19 protein-coding genes are annotated in these 16273 nt (G+C 55.1%); 2 read left to right on the top strand and 17 right to left on the bottom strand.

Translation table 11 applies throughout. The annotated features are described in order from the left end of the window. Positions 1 to 25 precede the first annotated feature (25 nt). Both NR195_RS06630 and NR195_RS06625 read right to left on the bottom strand, forming a co-directional pair. Positions 26 to 817 (bottom strand): mannosyl-3-phosphoglycerate phosphatase-related protein, encoded by a 792-nt coding sequence (locus NR195_RS06630; RefSeq protein ID WP_256844315.1) that lies wholly within the window; start codon positions 815 to 817, stop codon positions 26 to 28. A 353-nt stretch (positions 818 to 1170) separates the two neighbouring features. Beyond that, a complete protein-coding gene (locus tag NR195_RS06625; protein WP_010247694.1) occupies positions 1171 to 1404 on the bottom strand; it encodes a DUF2525 domain-containing protein in 234 nt (77 codons plus the stop codon). A gap of 315 nt (positions 1405 to 1719) precedes the next feature. On the opposite strand from NR195_RS06625, the gene NR195_RS06620 reads away from it, so the two are divergent. Further along, positions 1720 to 1878 carry a YqaE/Pmp3 family membrane protein gene (locus tag NR195_RS06620; protein ID WP_010247691.1) on the top strand — a complete coding sequence of 53 codons (159 nt, stop codon included), beginning with the start codon at positions 1720 to 1722 and terminating at the stop codon, positions 1876 to 1878. Between the two features lie 62 nt (positions 1879 to 1940). After that, complete coding sequence (gene dsrB / locus NR195_RS06615; RefSeq protein ID WP_256844314.1) at positions 1941 to 2135, top strand: protein DsrB; 195 nt, start codon at positions 1941 to 1943, stop codon at positions 2133 to 2135. A gap of 108 nt (positions 2136 to 2243) precedes the next feature. On the opposite strand, the gene NR195_RS06610 is transcribed toward dsrB, so the two are convergent. The 15 genes from NR195_RS06610 to fliF form a co-directional block, all read right to left on the bottom strand. Further along, entirely contained in the window at positions 2244 to 3950 is a 1707-nt protein-coding gene (locus NR195_RS06610; protein WP_256844313.1) for a methyl-accepting chemotaxis protein, read from the bottom strand. 141 nt (positions 3951 to 4091) lie between these two features. Further along, a complete protein-coding gene (rcsA, locus tag NR195_RS06605) occupies positions 4092 to 4727 on the bottom strand; it encodes a transcriptional regulator RcsA (RefSeq protein WP_010247685.1) in 636 nt (211 codons plus the stop codon). Positions 4728 to 5355: 628 nt separating this feature from the next. Further along, positions 5356 to 6141, bottom strand: coding sequence for a flagellar biosynthetic protein FliR (gene fliR, locus NR195_RS06600; protein ID WP_010247683.1), 786 nt, complete (start codon positions 6139 to 6141; stop codon positions 5356 to 5358). After that, positions 6141 to 6410, bottom strand: coding sequence for a flagellar biosynthesis protein FliQ (gene fliQ / locus NR195_RS06595; protein ID WP_003854466.1), 270 nt, complete (start codon positions 6408 to 6410; stop codon positions 6141 to 6143). Before fliQ ends, fliR begins: the two co-directional genes overlap by 1 nt. A gap of 26 nt (positions 6411 to 6436) precedes the next feature. Further along, positions 6437 to 7168: a flagellar type III secretion system pore protein FliP gene (fliP, locus tag NR195_RS06590; protein ID WP_010247675.1), complete on the bottom strand. Its 732-nt coding sequence runs from the start codon at positions 7166 to 7168 to the stop codon at positions 6437 to 6439. Then, complete coding sequence (gene fliO, locus NR195_RS06585) at positions 7168 to 7566, bottom strand: flagellar biosynthetic protein FliO (protein WP_033769337.1); 399 nt, start codon at positions 7564 to 7566, stop codon at positions 7168 to 7170. The genes fliP and fliO overlap by 1 nt, the downstream gene beginning before the upstream one ends. 11 nt (positions 7567 to 7577) lie before the next feature. Beyond that, positions 7578 to 7985: a flagellar motor switch protein FliN gene (gene fliN / locus NR195_RS06580; protein ID WP_010247669.1), complete on the bottom strand. Its 408-nt coding sequence runs from the start codon at positions 7983 to 7985 to the stop codon at positions 7578 to 7580. Next, on the bottom strand, positions 7978 to 8985 hold the full coding sequence (gene fliM / locus NR195_RS06575; protein ID WP_003854473.1) for a flagellar motor switch protein FliM: 1008 nt from the start codon (positions 8983 to 8985) through the stop codon (positions 7978 to 7980). The genes fliN and fliM overlap by 8 nt, the downstream gene beginning before the upstream one ends. A gap of 4 nt (positions 8986 to 8989) precedes the next feature. Further along, positions 8990 to 9478, bottom strand: a complete 489-nt coding sequence (fliL, locus tag NR195_RS06570; RefSeq protein ID WP_033778945.1) for a flagellar basal body-associated protein FliL — start codon at positions 9476 to 9478, stop codon at positions 8990 to 8992. 127 nt (positions 9479 to 9605) lie between these two features. Beyond that, on the bottom strand, positions 9606 to 10874 hold the full coding sequence (locus NR195_RS06565; RefSeq protein ID WP_256844312.1) for a flagellar hook-length control protein FliK: 1269 nt from the start codon (positions 10872 to 10874) through the stop codon (positions 9606 to 9608). Continuing rightward, a complete protein-coding gene (gene fliJ, locus NR195_RS06560) occupies positions 10871 to 11314 on the bottom strand; it encodes a flagellar export protein FliJ (RefSeq protein ID WP_003854478.1) in 444 nt (147 codons plus the stop codon). The genes NR195_RS06565 and fliJ overlap by 4 nt, the downstream gene beginning before the upstream one ends. 28 nt (positions 11315 to 11342) lie before the next feature. Next, complete coding sequence (gene fliI, locus NR195_RS06555) at positions 11343 to 12704, bottom strand: flagellar protein export ATPase FliI (RefSeq protein ID WP_010247655.1); 1362 nt, start codon at positions 12702 to 12704, stop codon at positions 11343 to 11345. Next, positions 12704 to 13399 (bottom strand): flagellar assembly protein FliH, encoded by a 696-nt coding sequence (gene fliH, locus NR195_RS06550; protein ID WP_010247652.1) that lies wholly within the window; start codon positions 13397 to 13399, stop codon positions 12704 to 12706. Before fliH ends, fliI begins: the two co-directional genes overlap by 1 nt. Then, on the bottom strand, positions 13392 to 14384 hold the full coding sequence (gene fliG / locus NR195_RS06545; protein ID WP_010670853.1) for a flagellar motor switch protein FliG: 993 nt from the start codon (positions 14382 to 14384) through the stop codon (positions 13392 to 13394). Before fliG ends, fliH begins: the two co-directional genes overlap by 8 nt. After that, the gene (gene fliF, locus NR195_RS06540; RefSeq protein WP_010247649.1) at positions 14381 to 16120 is read right to left on the bottom strand and encodes a flagellar basal-body MS-ring/collar protein FliF; all 1740 of its coding nucleotides are present in this window, start codon (positions 16118 to 16120) and stop codon (positions 14381 to 14383) included. Before fliF ends, fliG begins: the two co-directional genes overlap by 4 nt. Positions 16121 to 16273: the final 153 nt, after the last annotated feature.

The following is a 16273-nucleotide window of genomic DNA, read 5'->3' as shown; positions in this document are numbered from 1 at the left end:
CATCCTTTTAATGCCCGTGGGCAGCTCATTGAGGTTGAGTCAAAAAATAGTCCAGCCCTTCACGCCAGCCCTCTGGGCCATGGTGAGCCGTGTGATAGATCTGCTGCTGATCGGATCGGCTGAGTGTCACCGGTGTTTTACTGTAGCCCTTAATTACGACCGCATAATCAACCGCATCCAGCATCGGCGCATCGTTAGGGCCGTCACCCAGTCCGATGGTCACGCGTGCCTCACCGGGTGAATGCGCCAGCAGCCAGCGCAGGGCTTCGCCTTTGCCGCTGCCCGCAGGCATCACATGCCAGAAACGCCCGCCCTGGGTCAGGGCCAGGCCCTCTGCACGTAACGCATCATGGAACTGGTCAAACGCCTCGTCACTGTCGCGCCAGACAATCACTTCTGACGCATCGCGCTGACGCGACAGTTCTGCATCCGCCTCGCTCAGGCCGGTCATCGAGGCCACTTCCGGATCAGAGAAGTCATAGAAGCCGGTAAAACGGTACGCTGTTTTCAAGGCAGCCAGCCGCTGGCAGATAGCGTCATAGGTCAGTGTGTTATCGGGCAGGCGGATACGCTGCTGATCGTGCGTTTGCACCACGGCACCGTTTTCAGCAATAAACGGTGAACCGCTGATGCCAAGCCTTTTTTGCAGCGGAATAATCTCGGCTGCCGTTTTACTGGAACAGATCACCAGCGGAACAGCGTACTGCCTGAGCGTGGTGAGCCATTCGGTGGCCGCATCCCAGCGATAGGTATGATGGTCGAGTAACGAACCATCCAGATCGGTAATTATCATTAACGGCTGGTGGAGATCGGGCATTTACGGGCTCCTTTCATCACATTCGCGACTAAAGCGGCGATTTTTCAATATTATAGTTGAATATGGCTCACACTTTTTTTCCTGCCACGCCGGCTGGAAATCCAGGATAATTCTTAAAACGAAACCGCAGTAAAAGTGGGTATGCAAGAAGTGTGCAGGGCTAAGTGACTGGCGGGCGCGATGTTTTTGGTAACAGACGCTCCATAATTACCCGATCGGTTGCAGAAACGTGCATATCTGATGCTTGTTTCGGAGTCGGGAAAGGGTAATCTGCAGGGGTGTTAAGAATTCCCTGGTGTAACGAATTGAATTTTTACCCGGCCTTCCCGCCGGGTTTTTTTTTGAAATCGATTTCAGCGGTTCGCTTCATAGGCGCGATAATCACAAATATCAATTTCAAACGCCTCCGCCAGTTCGCTATAGGAGTGGAAAACCCGGCCTTCTACTTCCAGCCGTGGCGTCTGATCCTGCTCCATATACTCCCGTACCTCTCCCGACGTTCTGGCCTGAATCGCCGCCAGTAAACCTTCGACATCAATCTGCAGATCGGATGGCTGAGCATCGCCGTGCTGTTTTTCGTCTGTCATTTTCTGACTCCTGAGAGCAAACAGAGTAATCAGTATAGAACGCAGGGCAGAAAGGCGGGAGCGAAGAGATCGCAGGCAAAAAAAAGCCCGCGCTGCGCGGGCAAAATCCTTGTTACTTTCAGGTTGGCTGCACCTATGGGGTGGTGCAGTGAGAAGAGTTTAAAGGTCTGACGCGTAAGAAGTCTTGCGGTGAAATGTTAAGGAATTGCAAAAATTTCTCCTTACTCAGATTTACCTGACTTTTCGACTAAACAGAGCAGATTCAGCTATAGTTAACGATAAAGCTGATTTTTATCAATACCTAAAGGAATGGTTATGGACATCTTACGAATTATTATCGCTATTCTGCTGCCACCACTGGGCGTGTTTATGCAGGTTGGTTTTGGCGGCGCCTTCTGGCTGAACATCCTGCTGACACTCTGTGGTTATATCCCCGGTATCATCCACGCCGTCTGGGTCATTGCCCGTCGCTAACGCGCTGCATCACCACGGTTCTTCGTTTAGACTGTACTCAGTCAATAATCTGGAGAACCGAAATGAAGATAAATGACCGCGTCAGCGTCAAAACCGATGGCGGCCCGCGTCGTGTTGGCACCATTCTGGCTATGGAGCCGTTTAATGAAGGCACCATGTTCCTGGTGGCGCTGGAAGATTATCCGCTGGGCATCTGGTTTTTTAACGAGACCCACCAGCCGGATGGCATTTTCGTCGAGCCTTACCAGGAAGCCTGAGCCTGACGCGCAATAAAAAAGCCGCCTTTCCGTTTGCCGGAAAGGCGGCTTTTTGCTGTCGGAGATTACGCGGCTGACATCAGCCGCTGACGTTTAACCGCTATGACCTCAGAAGGTTTCCCAGTTATCGCTGCCGCCTGCCAGCGCCGGACGGGGAGCCAGAGCCGGTGTCTTTAATGGTGAAGAGACGCGTGCAGCCACACCTGCGGTTGCAGGGGTGTCCTGCAGGCGGAATGCCGCGACCGCCTGCGTCAGTTTACCCGCCTGATCTTCCAGCGAGGCCGCTGCAGCGGAGGCTTCTTCCACCAGTGAGGCGTTCTGCTGGGTGACGTTATCCATTTCGGTGACCGCCTGGCTCACCTGCTGAATACCACGGCTCTGCTCGTCTGACGCCGCCGCGATCTCCGACATAATATCGGTAACGCGACGTACGGCTTCGACAATCTCACCCATAGTGCTACCGGCTGCGCCAACCTGATGCGAACCGTCACTGATCAGCGTGACGGACTCAGCAATCAGCGATTCAATCTCTTTCGCCGCCTGCGCACTGCGCTGGGCCAGATTACGCACTTCGCTGGCCACCACCGCAAAGCCACGACCCTGCTCACCGGCACGCGCCGCTTCTACCGCCGCATTCAGCGCCAGGATGTTGGTCTGAAACGCAATACTGTTAATGACGTTGGTGATCTCAGCGATTTTTTTCGAGCTGCCGGAAATATTGGTCATGGTTTTCACGACGCTGCTCACCAGCTCGCCACCGCTGCGCGCTTTGCCCGAGGCATCCGCGGCCAGCTGGCTGGCGTGATGCGCATTCTCGGCGTTCTGCTTCACCGTAGCGGTAAGCTGTTCCATGCTGGCTGCGGTCTGCTCCAGTGCCGCAGCCTGCTGCTCGGTGCGTGAAGAGAGATCGGTGTTGCCGGCTGAAATTTCGCTGGAGCCCTGATAAATCGCGACGGCGCCTTCACGCACCGTACCAACGGTGGTTACCAGCGCCTGCTGCATCAGTTGCAGGTTATGGATGAGCGTACCAATCTCGCTGCGGCCATGGGGCAGGGGAGCGGAGGTCAGATCACCCTGCGCAATGCGTTCGATACGCAGCACCGACTGACGCAGCGGACTAATCACCACGCGGCGCAGGAAGACAAAGGTCAACAGCACCAGCACCAGGGCGGCACTGAATGCCACGGCCATAGAGATAAAGCCGATGCGCGACTGTTGATCGGCCTGGGCGGTAATGGCATTGGCGCGATCAGTTCGGATCTTGATCGCCTTCAGCAACACCGCGTTATAGTCGTCATCCAGCTTGCGGGTTACATCGGTCTCCTGAGCGATGATGCCCTCAAAGCTGCCCTGTTTACCGGATTCAATCATCGGTATCAGGCCTTTGGTAATGTAATCGTTGAAGCGAGCCTGCAGCGTGGCATCCAGTTCCATATCCGCGGGCGTCTTAACTTCACGTGCCTGATAAATCGCGAAGCCATCTTTTGCCTGCTGGATCCGTTTTTCGGCGGCGGCAATATTGGCGCGAAACTCGTCCATTTCACCAATACGCGCGGCGGCACCGGCCTGAATAATGGTCAGGCGCGCAGTACGCAGGTGGTTTGAACTGTTAGAGAGGCCCATACGAACCTGAATTTCGTCCGTGGCATCATCGAGGGAGTGATTGCCGGAAATCAGAAAGTAACTGGCGACACCAATACAGAGTGCGAACAGCAGCAAAATGCCGCCGAAGATCAGGCTAAACAGCGGCACCAGGCGGAGATTCTGCCAGATGCCTGCGCTTTTTTGTCCATTATTATCTCGTGCAGTGTTCATATCCTTGCTCTCTTGAGGCTGTTGTTATAAGGCATAACATCGGCAAAAGAGCGTAAAGGCTTAGCGGTAAGAGTGAGATCTGGATCGCAATTCCGGGCAAAAAAAAACCGGCCAGAGAGGCCGGTTCTTCAGATGTTATGATCAGCGGATATTAACGTAAATACCTGAAGTCACATTATCCGTTAAACGCACCACATGATAAATAACCTGCTTATTATGGGTTTTGATTTTGCGTTTAATATTACCTTTGTGTGACGATACCGTTTTGGCCTTAATTTGCATTTTATCTGAGATCTGGATGGTATCATGACCTGACATCCACATCTTCAGCATGTTTGACTCAGTCTGGCTCAGCGTTAATGGATGTACATCCATGCCCGAAGAGATACGCGCAGACTGGTTAAGCTTCTTCTGCAAATAGGTGCTGAGTAAGGAGTCCAGGGTCGATGTCTTCATCGATTTTGATGTAATAATCAGGTTCTTACGAACGTAGAGATATTCCTCAAAATGGATATTGCTAATCGCCATGAATATAAAGAACAGCGTATCAGGATGCTGCGTAATAATGCTGCGGATACGTTCACTGGAATCGGATTCATGAATGAAGCAATCTTCATTAATAAAGACGACACCAGGGTTTAATTGCTCACATTTTTGCTGTAGTTGCTCAATATCGGAGACAGAAGAGATATTCTTCTTCTTAACTCCTTTTAAAGACATGTAGTCTGATAATCCCAGGCGTGTGTAGTTGCAGGAATCCATAATAATAGTTGGCATAATAGCGACCCTCACCAATTTGTTATCCGTTTAAATCAACGATGAATACGCGTTGCGGTACGAGAGAGATTTCTTAGGTACTTTTTTATTCTGCTCGTGCAGTTTGGCAACAGGCAAACGCCCGTAAAAGTCTTCATCCCTGACCCGTTCTGCAAAAAATTTGTGCTGCCATGACGTCACACATTCTCCGGCCATGGCGGGGAATGCCAGTGAAATGTCGGAGGTTAAGTAAGACTCATTTTTTTGGGAGCCAGGTCACTATCCTTGAAAACGAGGAGTTTTCTGATAGGACAATTCTCAAAAACATTTGTTTTACGAAAGTGTGATGTCTCAGCGTGCGTTGACAATGCCGGAAAAAACATTTTTTAACAAGAAAAATCACTTAAAGATTTTTTTCTTGTAAATTCAGTGTCTTGTCGATTTTGCCTGCACATTCACAGTCTGACCGCTCCTGTGAACCACCCCACTAAAATACGCGAAGCCCGGTTTAATAAGAATTATTTTCAGACTCTCCGCACGTTTATCAGAATTTCCTTAGTTGCATTCTGGAAAACATGGTTCGGAAAATGCACGGATGGTTTTGCGATACTTAAGTATCGTTATGCAAAGATAGTTAGAAACTTAATGTTCAGGGACGGGATAGTTCTGTCAGGAACACGGCGAGTAAATCAAATACTTCACCGAACAAATGCTCACAGAACGGGGCTAGCAGAGGCATCAGCAAGCTGATGGTTAAAATTCCGACTGATAAGGTAATCGGGAAGCCAATTGCGAAGATTGATAACTGTGGTGAAACACGGTTTAACAAACCCAGTACCAGATTTACCATGAGTAACAAAACGATTAAGGGCAGCGCTAACATCATGCCATTAAGGAAAATTAATCCGCCAGATTTCACCAGCGCCATAAACGCATTGGCATTTAGCGGCTGCCCGCCAATCGGCAGCGTATGAAAACTGTCCGCCAGCAGCGAGATCAGCCACAGGTGTCCGTTAAAGGTCAGGAACAGCAACATTGCCAGCATGTCGAGAAAACGGGCCAGCACCGGCATGTTAAGACGGCTGCCAGGATCGAAAAAGGTGGCGAATGAGATGCCCATCTGTAAACCAATCACTTCCCCGGCAAGGCGCACGGCAGCAAAAGCGAACTGCATGGTGAAGCCGAGTGCAATACCAATCAGCATCTGCTGAATCAGTAGCAGGAAGCCTTCAGGGGAAAACAGGGTGACATTGACCGCAGGTAACAGCGGCATCAGCAGCCAGGTGATCATTACCGCCAGACCGATTTTGACACGTTTGCTGACGGATCGTTCATTGAGGATCGGTGCGGTGGCGAATAGCGCCATGATGCGCACCAGAGGCCAGAAGAACTGGCTGACCCATTGAACCAGCTGGCTGCTGTCGAGAGTAATCATCAGCCGATGATGTAAGGCAGGTTGGTAAAGACGGTGCGGATATAGTCCAGCAGCAGATTCAGCATCCACGGGCCGGCAATGATACCGGTAGTGGCAACCGCCAGAATCTTAGGAATAAAGGATAAGGTCTGTTCGTTGACCTGGGTCGCGGCCTGGATCAGGCTGATCAGCAAACCGCTGACCAGTGCGGCCAGCAGCAGCGGGGCGGCCAGCATCAGGGCGACGCGCATCGCTTCCTGTCCCATTACCATTACTGATTCGGGTGTCATATGTTGCTCCGGTAAGAAAAGGGGGATCAGGAGTAGAAGCTTTGCGCCAGTGAACCGACCAGCAGTTGCCAGCCATCGACCAGAACAAACAGCATCAGTTTAAACGGCAGCGCGATGGACGCTGGCGGGACCATCATCATCCCCAGCGCCATCAGCACGCTGGCAACCACCAGGTCGATGATCAGGAACGGAATAAAGACGGTAAAACCTATCTGGAAAGCCGTCTTCAGCTCGCTGGTAACATAGGCAGGCAGCAGAATACGCATTGGCACCGCTTCAGGACCGGCAATCGGGGCGGTATTCGCCAGACGGGCAAACAGGGCTAAATCCGCTTCACGGGTCTGACGCAGCATAAACTCGCGCAGCGGCTGGGCACCTTTATCAATCGCCACTTCCATGCTGATCTTGTCCTGGCTGAACGGCAGGTAAGCATCCTGATAAATCTTGTCGAAAGTCGGCGCCATAATAAAGAAGGTCAGAAACAGCGACAGTCCGAGCAGCACCTGGTTAGGCGGCGCAGAGGGCGTGCCCAGGGCGTTACGCAGTAAACCAAACACAATGATGATACGGGTGAAGCTGGTCATCATCAGCAGCACGGCCGGAATAAAGGTCAGCGCAGTGATAAAGACCAGCGTCTGTACCGGCAGTGACCAGCTCTGACCGCCATTCGGCAGCGAGTGACTCACCAGACCCGGCAGCTGGGCATGGGCAACCGGTGCCAGTAACAACAGTGGCAATAAAGGAAGCAGTCGACGCATCATTGTGGTTTTCCGGGACGTTTAACCAGGTTCTGTAACAGCTGACGAAAATCCTGTGGCGCACTGTTAGCCGGCGTCACAGAGACCGGTTCACCCGGCGGCAGAGTATGCAGATGGGTAATCTGCTGTGCGGTGACCCCCAGCACCAGACGCGCATTAGCGGTATCGACAATCACCACCCGCTCGCGCTGGCCCACTGAGACGCTGGCTGTGAGTTTAAGCTCCTGGCCGCTGACCTTTTTCGGCGCGAACCCGACACGGCGTGCCAGCCAGGCGCAGGCCAGAATCAATAAGATAATCACGGCTAACACGCTGCTGACCTGGGCCAGCATGGAGCCGGTCGAGATCGCCTGAGCGTGCGGTGCAGCCGGTTGCAGCGTTTGATTCTGGCTATTCATAATGTAACTCTTTAGCGACTCAGGCGACGCATACGTTCAGATGGGGTGATGATGTCAGTGATGCGCACGCCATATTTGTCGTTCACCACCACCACTTCACCCTGAGCAATCAGATAACCGTTGATCAGGATATCCAGCGGCTCACCCGCCAGGCCATCCAGTGCCACCACTGACCCCTGCGCCAGACGCAGCAGCTCTTTGATGGTCATTTTGGTGCGACCCAGTTCCACGGTGAGTTTCACCGGGATATCCATAATCAGATCGATATCCTGCAGCGATCCAGCGACGTTGCCGCTGTCGAATGATTTAAAGACTTCGTCGGTCTGCGGCGCACTGCCGCTGCCGACCTGCTCATTCATCGCTTCAGCCCACAGATCGTCCGCAGAGATATCGTCAGACGGTTTATTACTGTCAGTCATGGGGCTGTTCCTCGTTCAGCGAATTCAAAATCGGGTTAATCAGGTGTTCGACACGGAGCGCGTACTGACCATTCATCGTGCCATATTGGCTGGTTAAGACCGGGACGCTATCGACATGGGCGATAATGCGTTCCGGCTTCTCAATCGGCAGCACATCACCGGGTTTCAACTGCAAAATCCGTGACAGACGCAGTGAGGTTTCGGCAAAGTGAGCGATCAGTTCCAGCTCAGAGTGCTGCACCTGTTTGACCAGGTTGTCGCGCCAGTGGTTATCTTCCTGACGTGAGTTTTCGAGCGGTGGATTCACCAGCAGCTCGCGCAGCGGTTCAATCATTGAAAACGGGATACAGATATTAAACTCACCCACCAGGTTACCAATCTCCACCTGGAACGGCGTGTTAACCACGATGTCGTTCGGTGAAGTGGTGATGTTGGTGAACTTTACCTGCATCTCTGAACGTACATACTCGACGTCCAGTGGATAAATGGCCTTCCATGCGTCGCTGTAACCATCCAGCGCCAGCTTCAGCATGCGGCGAATAACGCGCTGCTCGGTATGGGTAAACTCACGGCCTTCGACTTTGGTCGGAAAACGTCCGTCGCCACCAAACAGGTTGTCGACAGCGATAAACACAAGGCTCGGTGAAAACACCACCAGCGCGGTGCCGCGCAGCGGCTTCAGGTGGATCAGGTTCAGGTTGGTTGGCACCGGCAGATTGCGGGCAAACTCGTGATACGGCTGAATCTTGATCGCCCCGACGCTGATATCCGGGCTACGGCGCAGCAGGTTAAACAGCGCCATACGGAAACTACGGGCAAAACGCTCATTAATAATCTCCAGCGCCTGCAAACGCTCGCGAACCACACGGCGCTGGGTGTTCGGATCGTAAGGACGAATATCGCCTTCCGGTCCGTTTTGTTTCTTTTCTTCTTCCGCACTGCCGCTGTCGCCGTTTAAAAGGGCGTCAATTTCAGCCTGGGAGAGAATGCTATCGCCCATTGATTCACCTCAAAATGAAGGCAGTAAACAGCACATCGTTTACAGCCTGCGGAGGTTGACCTTTTACCAGCGGGGGTGTCAGCGCCTGTTTGACTTGTTCAACAAGCGCCTGCTTTCCTTGCTCTGTCGCCAGCGCCGCAGCGCTCTGACGCGAGAGCAGCAGCAGCAAACGGCTGCGCACCTCAGGCAGATAGTCGTTCATCCGACGCCGGGTATCCTCATCGGCCAGACGCAGGGTAAAGCCTACGTAAAGCACGCGGTCGGGATCGTTGTCGGGATTGACCAGGTTAACCGTAAATGTATCAAGTGCAAAAAAGACCGGAGCGGGAGGCGGTTCAACTTTCGCCACCTCAGGCTTATCGCCCTCATGTTTATTCATCATTCGCCAGACTGCATAGCCTGCCACGCTGCAAGCGGCCAGCGTCAAAATGAGCAGCACTGGTATTAAGAGTTTACGTTTGCTGCCTTTTTTTGCTTTCGCGTTATCAGACATGGTGCAGTTACTTCCTGTGAATTATGGGCAAGCCTCTCGGCTCACGAGACAGATTATCCGCGTCTTAAGTCAAACCAATGGGTAGAAAAGACGCGGGTTTTACGCTTACCTTCAGCGTTTGCCGCTGTCAGGCGAAAGTGTCGACGGCGCTGTTGCCGTTAACGCGAGCCTGAAGGGCGGCGGGAACGGCGATCGGCGTAATGTCGGTGTCACTGTCCTGGGTGAGGGAGAAGCGGCCATGTTGTCCATCGCGGCGCGCCTCCTGCTGCTGCTGGAATTGCTGGCCCTGCGCGGAACTGTCACTGCTCACCTGACTCTCGCCCAGGTTGATACCGCTCTCTGCCAGCGCGCTGCGCAACTGCGGTATCGCGGCTTCCAGTGCTGCTCTGACGTGGCTATGGCTGGAAACCAGATTAATTTGTGCCTGGTCGTTATCCAGTTTCAGGCTGATCTGGATAGCGCCAAGGTCTTCCGGATGTAAACGCAATTCCGCGTTCTGCTGGCCGTTGCGACTGAACATCACAATCTGCTGACTCAGCGCCTGCTGCCACTCGTCGCTGCCCAGCTGTGAGTTCAGCATCGGCGTTGACGGTGTGCTGGTGGTCGCGGAGGCGGTCACCGGCGCAGGCAGGCTGCTGGCGGTGGCGATTGGCGTAGCATTGATCGCGTTATCGCTGATGCTGGCTTTAATCGCAGCCTGATCATCCTGCTTAACCATATTGCTCAGCGCCTGCTGGAAACTGCTGTCGAGCGTCAGGCCGCTGCTGGTCGCACTCTGCGCCGTGTTGTTGCTCTGGCTGGCGGCAGTGGTGACGGCAGGTTTGCTCTGTGCGTCGCTTCTGGCATCAGACTTTTCATCTTCGCCCGGTGCGTGGCTCTGCTGCGCGCTGTTCAGCAGTTGCGTCAGCGAGCTCTGGCTTTTCCGGCCGGTATCGGTCTGGGCGATCATCTCGCCCGCTTCACTGCTGACCGGGGTCGACGTGGTGGCTGTAACAGCCGCTACACCCGGTAACATGGCGAACAGTGCCTGCATATTCTGCATATCGCTGGCGCTTAAGGGTGCAACGTCCGGCTTGTCTTTATCATCGGCTGATTTTGACCCACCTTTAATATTTTCCGGCTTAAACAGAGCGGTCAGCGCAGCAGGATTTTCCAGTGCTGCCATCAGGGCATTCAGCGGGGCCTTCGGGCGGGCGTCATCGGCAGTTTCTGCTTTAACGTCAGTGGATTGCGCCGCTTTTACCTGCTGTTTAGCCAGGCCGAGCAACTGGTTTCCCAGTGCGGTCAGAAAGTCCTGCGGCAGGGCATCGGCACCCGCAGCAGGGTCAGTTGAGACTGAGGGTTCTGCGTCGGTTTTTACCGTCGCTTTCATAGCAATGTTTGGCAGCGTAATCATTCACCTCTCCTCGATGCGGCCCGTTGGGCAAATTCGTCCATCCGTTTCTGATCGAGACGGTTTTCCTGTCGTAATGCATTTTCCGCTGCGCGCGTAATCAGCGTCTGATAGGCGTTCAGCCGTTGCTGTTTGTCACGCCAGTTGATCAGCGCCTGTTCCAGCCGCTGATTCCAGTTATTAAGCTGGTTGCGGTGCTGCTCAATCGCTTTTTCCAGCGTCTGAATAAACTGGTGATAGTTGGTCCAGCGGGTGCTGGCAATGCCCGACGACATGTCATCGTTGAGCTTGTTGCGATATTCGTCCTGATAGTCGAGCAGCATCGTCAGCTGCTCGTTCGCGGCGTGCTGGCCGCGACGCATATCGCCTAAATAGATGGCAGCGCGTTCGAGATCCTGCTCCGCTAAGTCGCGCAGCGTATCGATGGCATTTGCAGTTTTCATTGCCGTTACCTCGCGTTAATTCGTGTGACTAGCCAAACAGCGCATGCAGATGCAGGCTGGCGTCGTCGTAATCACTGCGCTCAAAGATGCCCTGTTGCAGGAAGGCTTCCATCTGCGGATAGAGCGTAATCGCTTTATCAAGCATTGGATCACTGCCCGCGGCATAAGCACCGACGCTGACCAGATCGCGGTTACGCTGGAAGCTGGAGAGCAACTGCTTAAACTGGCGCACCCGCGCATAGTGGTTCTCATCGATCAGCGAGGTCATCGCACGGCTGATCGAGGCTTCTATATCAATGGCCGGATAGTGACCCGCTTCGCCCAGCCGACGCGACAGCACAATGTGGCCGTCGAGAATGGCGCGCGCGGAGTCGGCGATCGGGTCCTGCTGATCGTCGCCTTCGGTCAGGACGGTATAGAAGGCGGTGATTGAGCCGCCGCCGTCGATGCCGTTACCGGCACGCTCAACCAGCGCAGGCAGTTTGGCGAAGACGGAAGGCGGATAGCCTTTGGTGGCCGGCGGCTCACCAATCGCCAGCGCGATCTCACGCTGCGCCATGGCGTAGCGGGTCAGGGAATCCATAATCAGCAACACATGCTGGCCGCGGTCGCGAAAATCTTCTGCGATACGAGTGGCGTAAGCGGCACCCTGCATACGCAGCAGCGGCGAAACATCGGCCGGGGCGGCGATCACGACTGAACGGGCGCGGCCTTCAGCACCGAGAATGTTCTCGATAAAATCTTTTACTTCGCGGCCACGTTCGCCAATCAGACCGACGACGATGACGTCCGCTTTGGTGTAACGCGCCATCATGCCAAGCAGCACGCTTTTACCCACACCCGAACCGGCGAACAGGCCCATACGCTGCCCGCGACCGACCGTCAGCAGGGCGTTGATCGCCCGCACGCCGGTATCCAGCACGTCGGTGATCGGCGTACGCTGCAGCGGGTTAAACGGCGGGGTGTTCAGCGGCGCGCGATAACCGGTATCCGGAGACGGCAGGCCGTCCAGCGGTCGCCCGCTGCCATCGAGTACGCGGCCCAGCAGTTCCGGCCCCAGCATCATCTGTTTGCCTGCCTGCGGGTTCTCTCCGTTCTGGCGCGCATAGACCCGCGCACCCGGTAAAATGCCGTCCACTTCTTCCAGTGGCATCATCAGCAACTTCTGACCGTTGAATCCCACCACTTCGCTTTCGATTTCACTGATGGTTTTGCCATCGTTGCGTTCGATTACGCAGGTCGCACCCAGCGGCAACTGTAAGCCGGTTGCTTCCAGCACCAGGCCGGTGGCGCGGGTCAGGCGGCCATAACGGCGCACCGGCTGCACCTGGGCGATGCGTTTCTCAAAGGCATCGAGCGAGCCGAGCCAGCGATTCAGACGAGTGGTCATTACAATTCTCCCGGTGCGGCAAGACGGCAGAGTTCCTGCCAGCGCGTCGCGACGCTGGCATCCAGATCGCCATCTTCTGCGCTGAGTTTGCAGCCGCCAGGATGCAGGGTGCTGTCAGCGATCAGCCGCCAGCCGTGCAGATCCAGCGTCGGCCCCAGGGTCTGCTCAATGCGTTGTAAGTCATCCGGGTGAACGCGCAGTTGCGGTTTGCCGCTGAACATCGGTTCCTGCTGCAGTAACCCCTGAATCTGGCGCAGCAGGGCGGTGCCATCCACCGTGGTCGCCTGACCAATCACCGAACGTGCCGCTTCCAGCGCCAGTTGCATCAGACGGGCCGCAATCACGCTGTCCAGCGATTCAAGCGTGTTCTGGAACTCGGTTACCAGCTGCTGCATACGCGCCTGAAGGGGCGCCTGCTGCTGCTGGGCATCGGCCAGACCCTGCTGAAAACCGGCGTCGTAGCCGGCTTTCTGGCCTTCGGTCACACCCTGCTGATAGCCTTCGTTGTAACCCTGGCCCTGTGCCTCTTTGCGCATCTGCTGCTGCAGGCGTTCGAGCTGCTGTTGCTGCTCATCAACGCCATCTTCAGCTTCGTAAATTTCTGGCTGCAGCTCCGGTTCAGCAGGCTCATCGAAACGGCCTAAATCCGTGGGCTGCCACAGCTGCCAGGGGCGCGCAGAAAATGCATCAGACATAAGTTTCCTCGCCACCACCAATCACCATCTCGCCTGACTCGGCCAGGCGGCGTACCACCAGCAGGATCGCTTTCTGTTCGTTTTCCACTGCGGACATACGCACCGGGCCACGGTTGGCCAGATCGTCGCGCAGGATATCCGCCGCACGGGCTGACATGTTTTTGAGGAACTTCTCGCGCAGTGGCTGTTCGGCACCTTTCAGTGCAACCAGCAACTGCTCGGACTCCACTTCCTGCAACAGACGCTGGATGCTGCGGTCGTCCACTGCCACCAGGTTTTCGAACAGGAACATCTCGTCGATAATTTTCTGCGCCAGTTCGCCATCGAAGTCGCGTACGGCTTCGATAACCGCCTCTTCCTGCTGCGTTTTCATCAGGTTGATGATCTCGGCTGCGGTTCTCACGCCGCCCATCTTCGCACGCTTGAGGTTGGTGCCATCCAGCAGGCCGTTCAGTACTTCTGTCAGTTCGGCCAGCGCGGCTGGCTGGACACCACCGAAAGTGGCGATACGCAGCATCACGTCGTGACGCAGACGTTCGTCGAACAGCGCCACAATATCGGCGGCCTGGGCACGCTTGAGGTGGACCAGGATGGTGGCGATGATCTGTGGATGCTCGTCGCGAATAAGGTCGGCAGCAGCCTGCGGCTCCATAAAGTTGAGCGTTTCCATGCCGCTGGTGGTGTCGCGCGTTTCGAGAATGTCCTCCAGCAGGCTGGAGGCGCGCTCTTCGCCCAGTGCCCGGGTCAGCACCGAACGCAGGTATTCGTTGGAGTTCAGGCTCAGCGCCGCGAACTGCTCAGCATCCGCTTCGAACTCACGCAACACTTCAGTCAGCTGTTTATGCGACACCTGACGCATGTTGGCCATCGCGCCGCTCAGGTGCTGGACCTCACGCTGGTTCAGGTGTTTGAAAACTTCCGCGGCGCGCTCTTCGCCAATGGTCATCATCAGGATGGCGCTTTTTTCGGTTCCGGTCAGACTCATAGCTCTTTACTCATCCATTCGCGAATTACCAGCGCTACAACGCGCGGATCGTTTTCTGACATGTCGCGGATGCGTTGACTCATCACTTCTGCGCTCATGCGGTTGTTAGACTTACGTTCCTGATCCAGCTCATCTTTGCTGAGCTGCACATTAAAGGCTTCTTCTTCCGGTTGCTCAGTCGCACGAGCGGCAACGGCTTCCGCGGCGGCTTTCTCTGCGGCCTGCTTGCGAACCAGGTGCGGACGAACCAGTTTGCGGTAGAGGATGAAAGCGACCAGGGCAATCAACAGCCACTTACCGGCGTTCATCAGCTGATCAAAGAACGACTGCTGTTGCCAGAAGGGCAGATCGGTGGTCACTGGTTCAGTGGTGTTGAACTGCGAGTTCACCACGTTGATGCTGTCGCCACGGTTCTGGGAGTAGCCCATCGCTTCGCGGGTCAGATCTTCAATCTGCTTCAGCTGCTGTTCGTTCAGCGCAACCGCTTTGCCTTTATCATCTGCACGGAAGTTCACCACGACCGCAACCGACAGACGCTGTACGTCGCCAACGTTGACCTTGGTATGACGAATGGTGCGATCCAGCTCGTAGTTCACCGTGTCGTCACGACGCGAGTTGGTCGGTCCGGCACTGGCTGCTGCGGTGCTTGTGGTCTGGTTAGCGTTATTCGCCGCGTTGTTCTGACCGTTAGCATTCTGACCATTGGCGTTCTGGCCATTGGCGGCATTGTTGTTCGGCGTCGTCACCGGCGCAGTGTTAGCTGGCGCAGGCTGGTTAGAGAGCGCGCCCGGCACGCCGCCCGGATAAGGGCTGCCTGACTGGTCGCTGGTGCTGGTCTGACGCGAACGAATCGCTGAGTTCGACGGGTTAGCGTTAGGCTGATATTTCTCGTCGGTCTGCTCGGCGGTGTCGAAGTTAATCTGCGCGGTAACCTGCGCATGCACATTGCCCTGACCGAGAATCGGATTCAGGATCGCTTCGATACGTTGCTGGTAGCGTGCTTCAACTTCAGAGGCATACTTGAGCTGTGCATCATTCAGGTCGCGACCAGCGGAGTCAGAGCGGGTCAGCAGGCGACCGGTCTGATCGACCACGGTGACGTTGCCCGGCGGTAAACCGGCGACGCTGCTTGAGACCATGTGGGCGATGGCCTGAATCTGGCCTTCATCCAGCGCACGGCCAGGCTGCAGGGTTAAGGTGACAGAAGCGGATGGCGCTTTCTGCTCACGCACAAATAAGGTTGGTTTTGGCATCGCCAGATGAACACGGGCGCTTTTAACCGGGCCGAGTGATTCGATGGTACGAGCCAGTTCGCCTTCCAGCGCGCGCTGGTAGTTAACCTGCTCGCTGAACTGGCTGATACCGAACTTCTCTTTATCGAGCAGCTCAAAACCCACCGAGCCGCCTTTCGGCAGACCCTGCTGAGCCAGACGCAGACGCAGCTCATGCACGTTCGCTTCCGGCACCATCAGCGCGCCGCCATTTTCGGCGAAGCGATAAGGGATGTTCATCTGCGTCAGCTGCGTGACGATGGCACCGCCATCTTCATCTGTAAGGTTGTTATAAAGGACGCTATAGCTGGGCTGCTTCGCCCAGAGCACCATCGCGATCACTATCGCCACAACGGCGGCGGCAGCGACGATTAAAGGAATACGCGGATTTGCGCGCAGGCGAGCGAGCAGGTCACCGAAGCCTTTCTTTTCTTGTTCTGTTGTGGCGGCTGTACTCGCATTCATGACCGATTCCTGCCTGACGTAATTGACCGGGTAAGTTGAGATGGCAAAACAGACTCCCTGACCTGCGTAGATAAAATTTCCACTTCAATGCCAGGCATTATTAGGTGATAAGGAAAATTCGATGGCTGGATAAGGTAGGTTTTTTGCTGTCAT

The sequence above is a fragment of the Pantoea sp. Ft-CA_14 genome (assembly GCF_024520875.1).
Classification (GTDB): Bacteria; Pseudomonadota; Gammaproteobacteria; order Enterobacterales; family Enterobacteriaceae; genus Pantoea; species Pantoea agglomerans.
The sequence above is the reverse complement of the archived record's forward strand: the minus strand, read 5'-3'. Positions and strand labels throughout refer to the sequence as shown.

Coding starts and splice junctions, on each gene's coding strand:
- NR195_RS06630 (WP_256844315.1), bottom strand. CDS start 817: ATGCCCGATCTCCACCAGCCGTTAATGATAATTACCGATCTGGATGGT.
- NR195_RS06625 (WP_010247694.1), bottom strand. CDS start 1,404: ATGACAGACGAAAAACAGCACGGCGATGCTCAGCCATCCGATCTGCAG.
- NR195_RS06620 (WP_010247691.1), top strand. CDS start 1,720: ATGGACATCTTACGAATTATTATCGCTATTCTGCTGCCACCACTGGGC.
- dsrB (WP_256844314.1), top strand. CDS start 1,941: ATGAAGATAAATGACCGCGTCAGCGTCAAAACCGATGGCGGCCCGCGT.
- NR195_RS06610 (WP_256844313.1), bottom strand. CDS start 3,950: ATGAACACTGCACGAGATAATAATGGACAAAAAAGCGCAGGCATCTGG.
- rcsA (WP_010247685.1), bottom strand. CDS start 4,727: ATGCCAACTATTATTATGGATTCCTGCAACTACACACGCCTGGGATTA.
- fliR (WP_010247683.1), bottom strand. CDS start 6,141: ATGATTACTCTCGACAGCAGCCAGCTGGTTCAATGGGTCAGCCAGTTC.
- fliQ (WP_003854466.1), bottom strand. CDS start 6,410: ATGACACCCGAATCAGTAATGGTAATGGGACAGGAAGCGATGCGCGTC.
- fliP (WP_010247675.1), bottom strand. CDS start 7,168: ATGCGTCGACTGCTTCCTTTATTGCCACTGTTGTTACTGGCACCGGTT.
- fliO (WP_033769337.1), bottom strand. CDS start 7,566: ATGAATAGCCAGAATCAAACGCTGCAACCGGCTGCACCGCACGCTCAG.
- fliN (WP_010247669.1), bottom strand. CDS start 7,985: ATGACTGACAGTAATAAACCGTCTGACGATATCTCTGCGGACGATCTG.
- fliM (WP_003854473.1), bottom strand. CDS start 8,985: ATGGGCGATAGCATTCTCTCCCAGGCTGAAATTGACGCCCTTTTAAAC.
- fliL (WP_033778945.1), bottom strand. CDS start 9,478: ATGTCTGATAACGCGAAAGCAAAAAAAGGCAGCAAACGTAAACTCTTA.
- NR195_RS06565 (WP_256844312.1), bottom strand. CDS start 10,874: ATGATTACGCTGCCAAACATTGCTATGAAAGCGACGGTAAAAACCGAC.
- fliJ (WP_003854478.1), bottom strand. CDS start 11,314: ATGAAAACTGCAAATGCCATCGATACGCTGCGCGACTTAGCGGAGCAG.
- fliI (WP_010247655.1), bottom strand. CDS start 12,704: ATGACCACTCGTCTGAATCGCTGGCTCGGCTCGCTCGATGCCTTTGAG.
- fliH (WP_010247652.1), bottom strand. CDS start 13,399: ATGTCTGATGCATTTTCTGCGCGCCCCTGGCAGCTGTGGCAGCCCACG.
- fliG (WP_010670853.1), bottom strand. CDS start 14,384: ATGAGTCTGACCGGAACCGAAAAAAGCGCCATCCTGATGATGACCATT.
- fliF (WP_010247649.1), bottom strand. CDS start 16,120: ATGAATGCGAGTACAGCCGCCACAACAGAACAAGAAAAGAAAGGCTTC.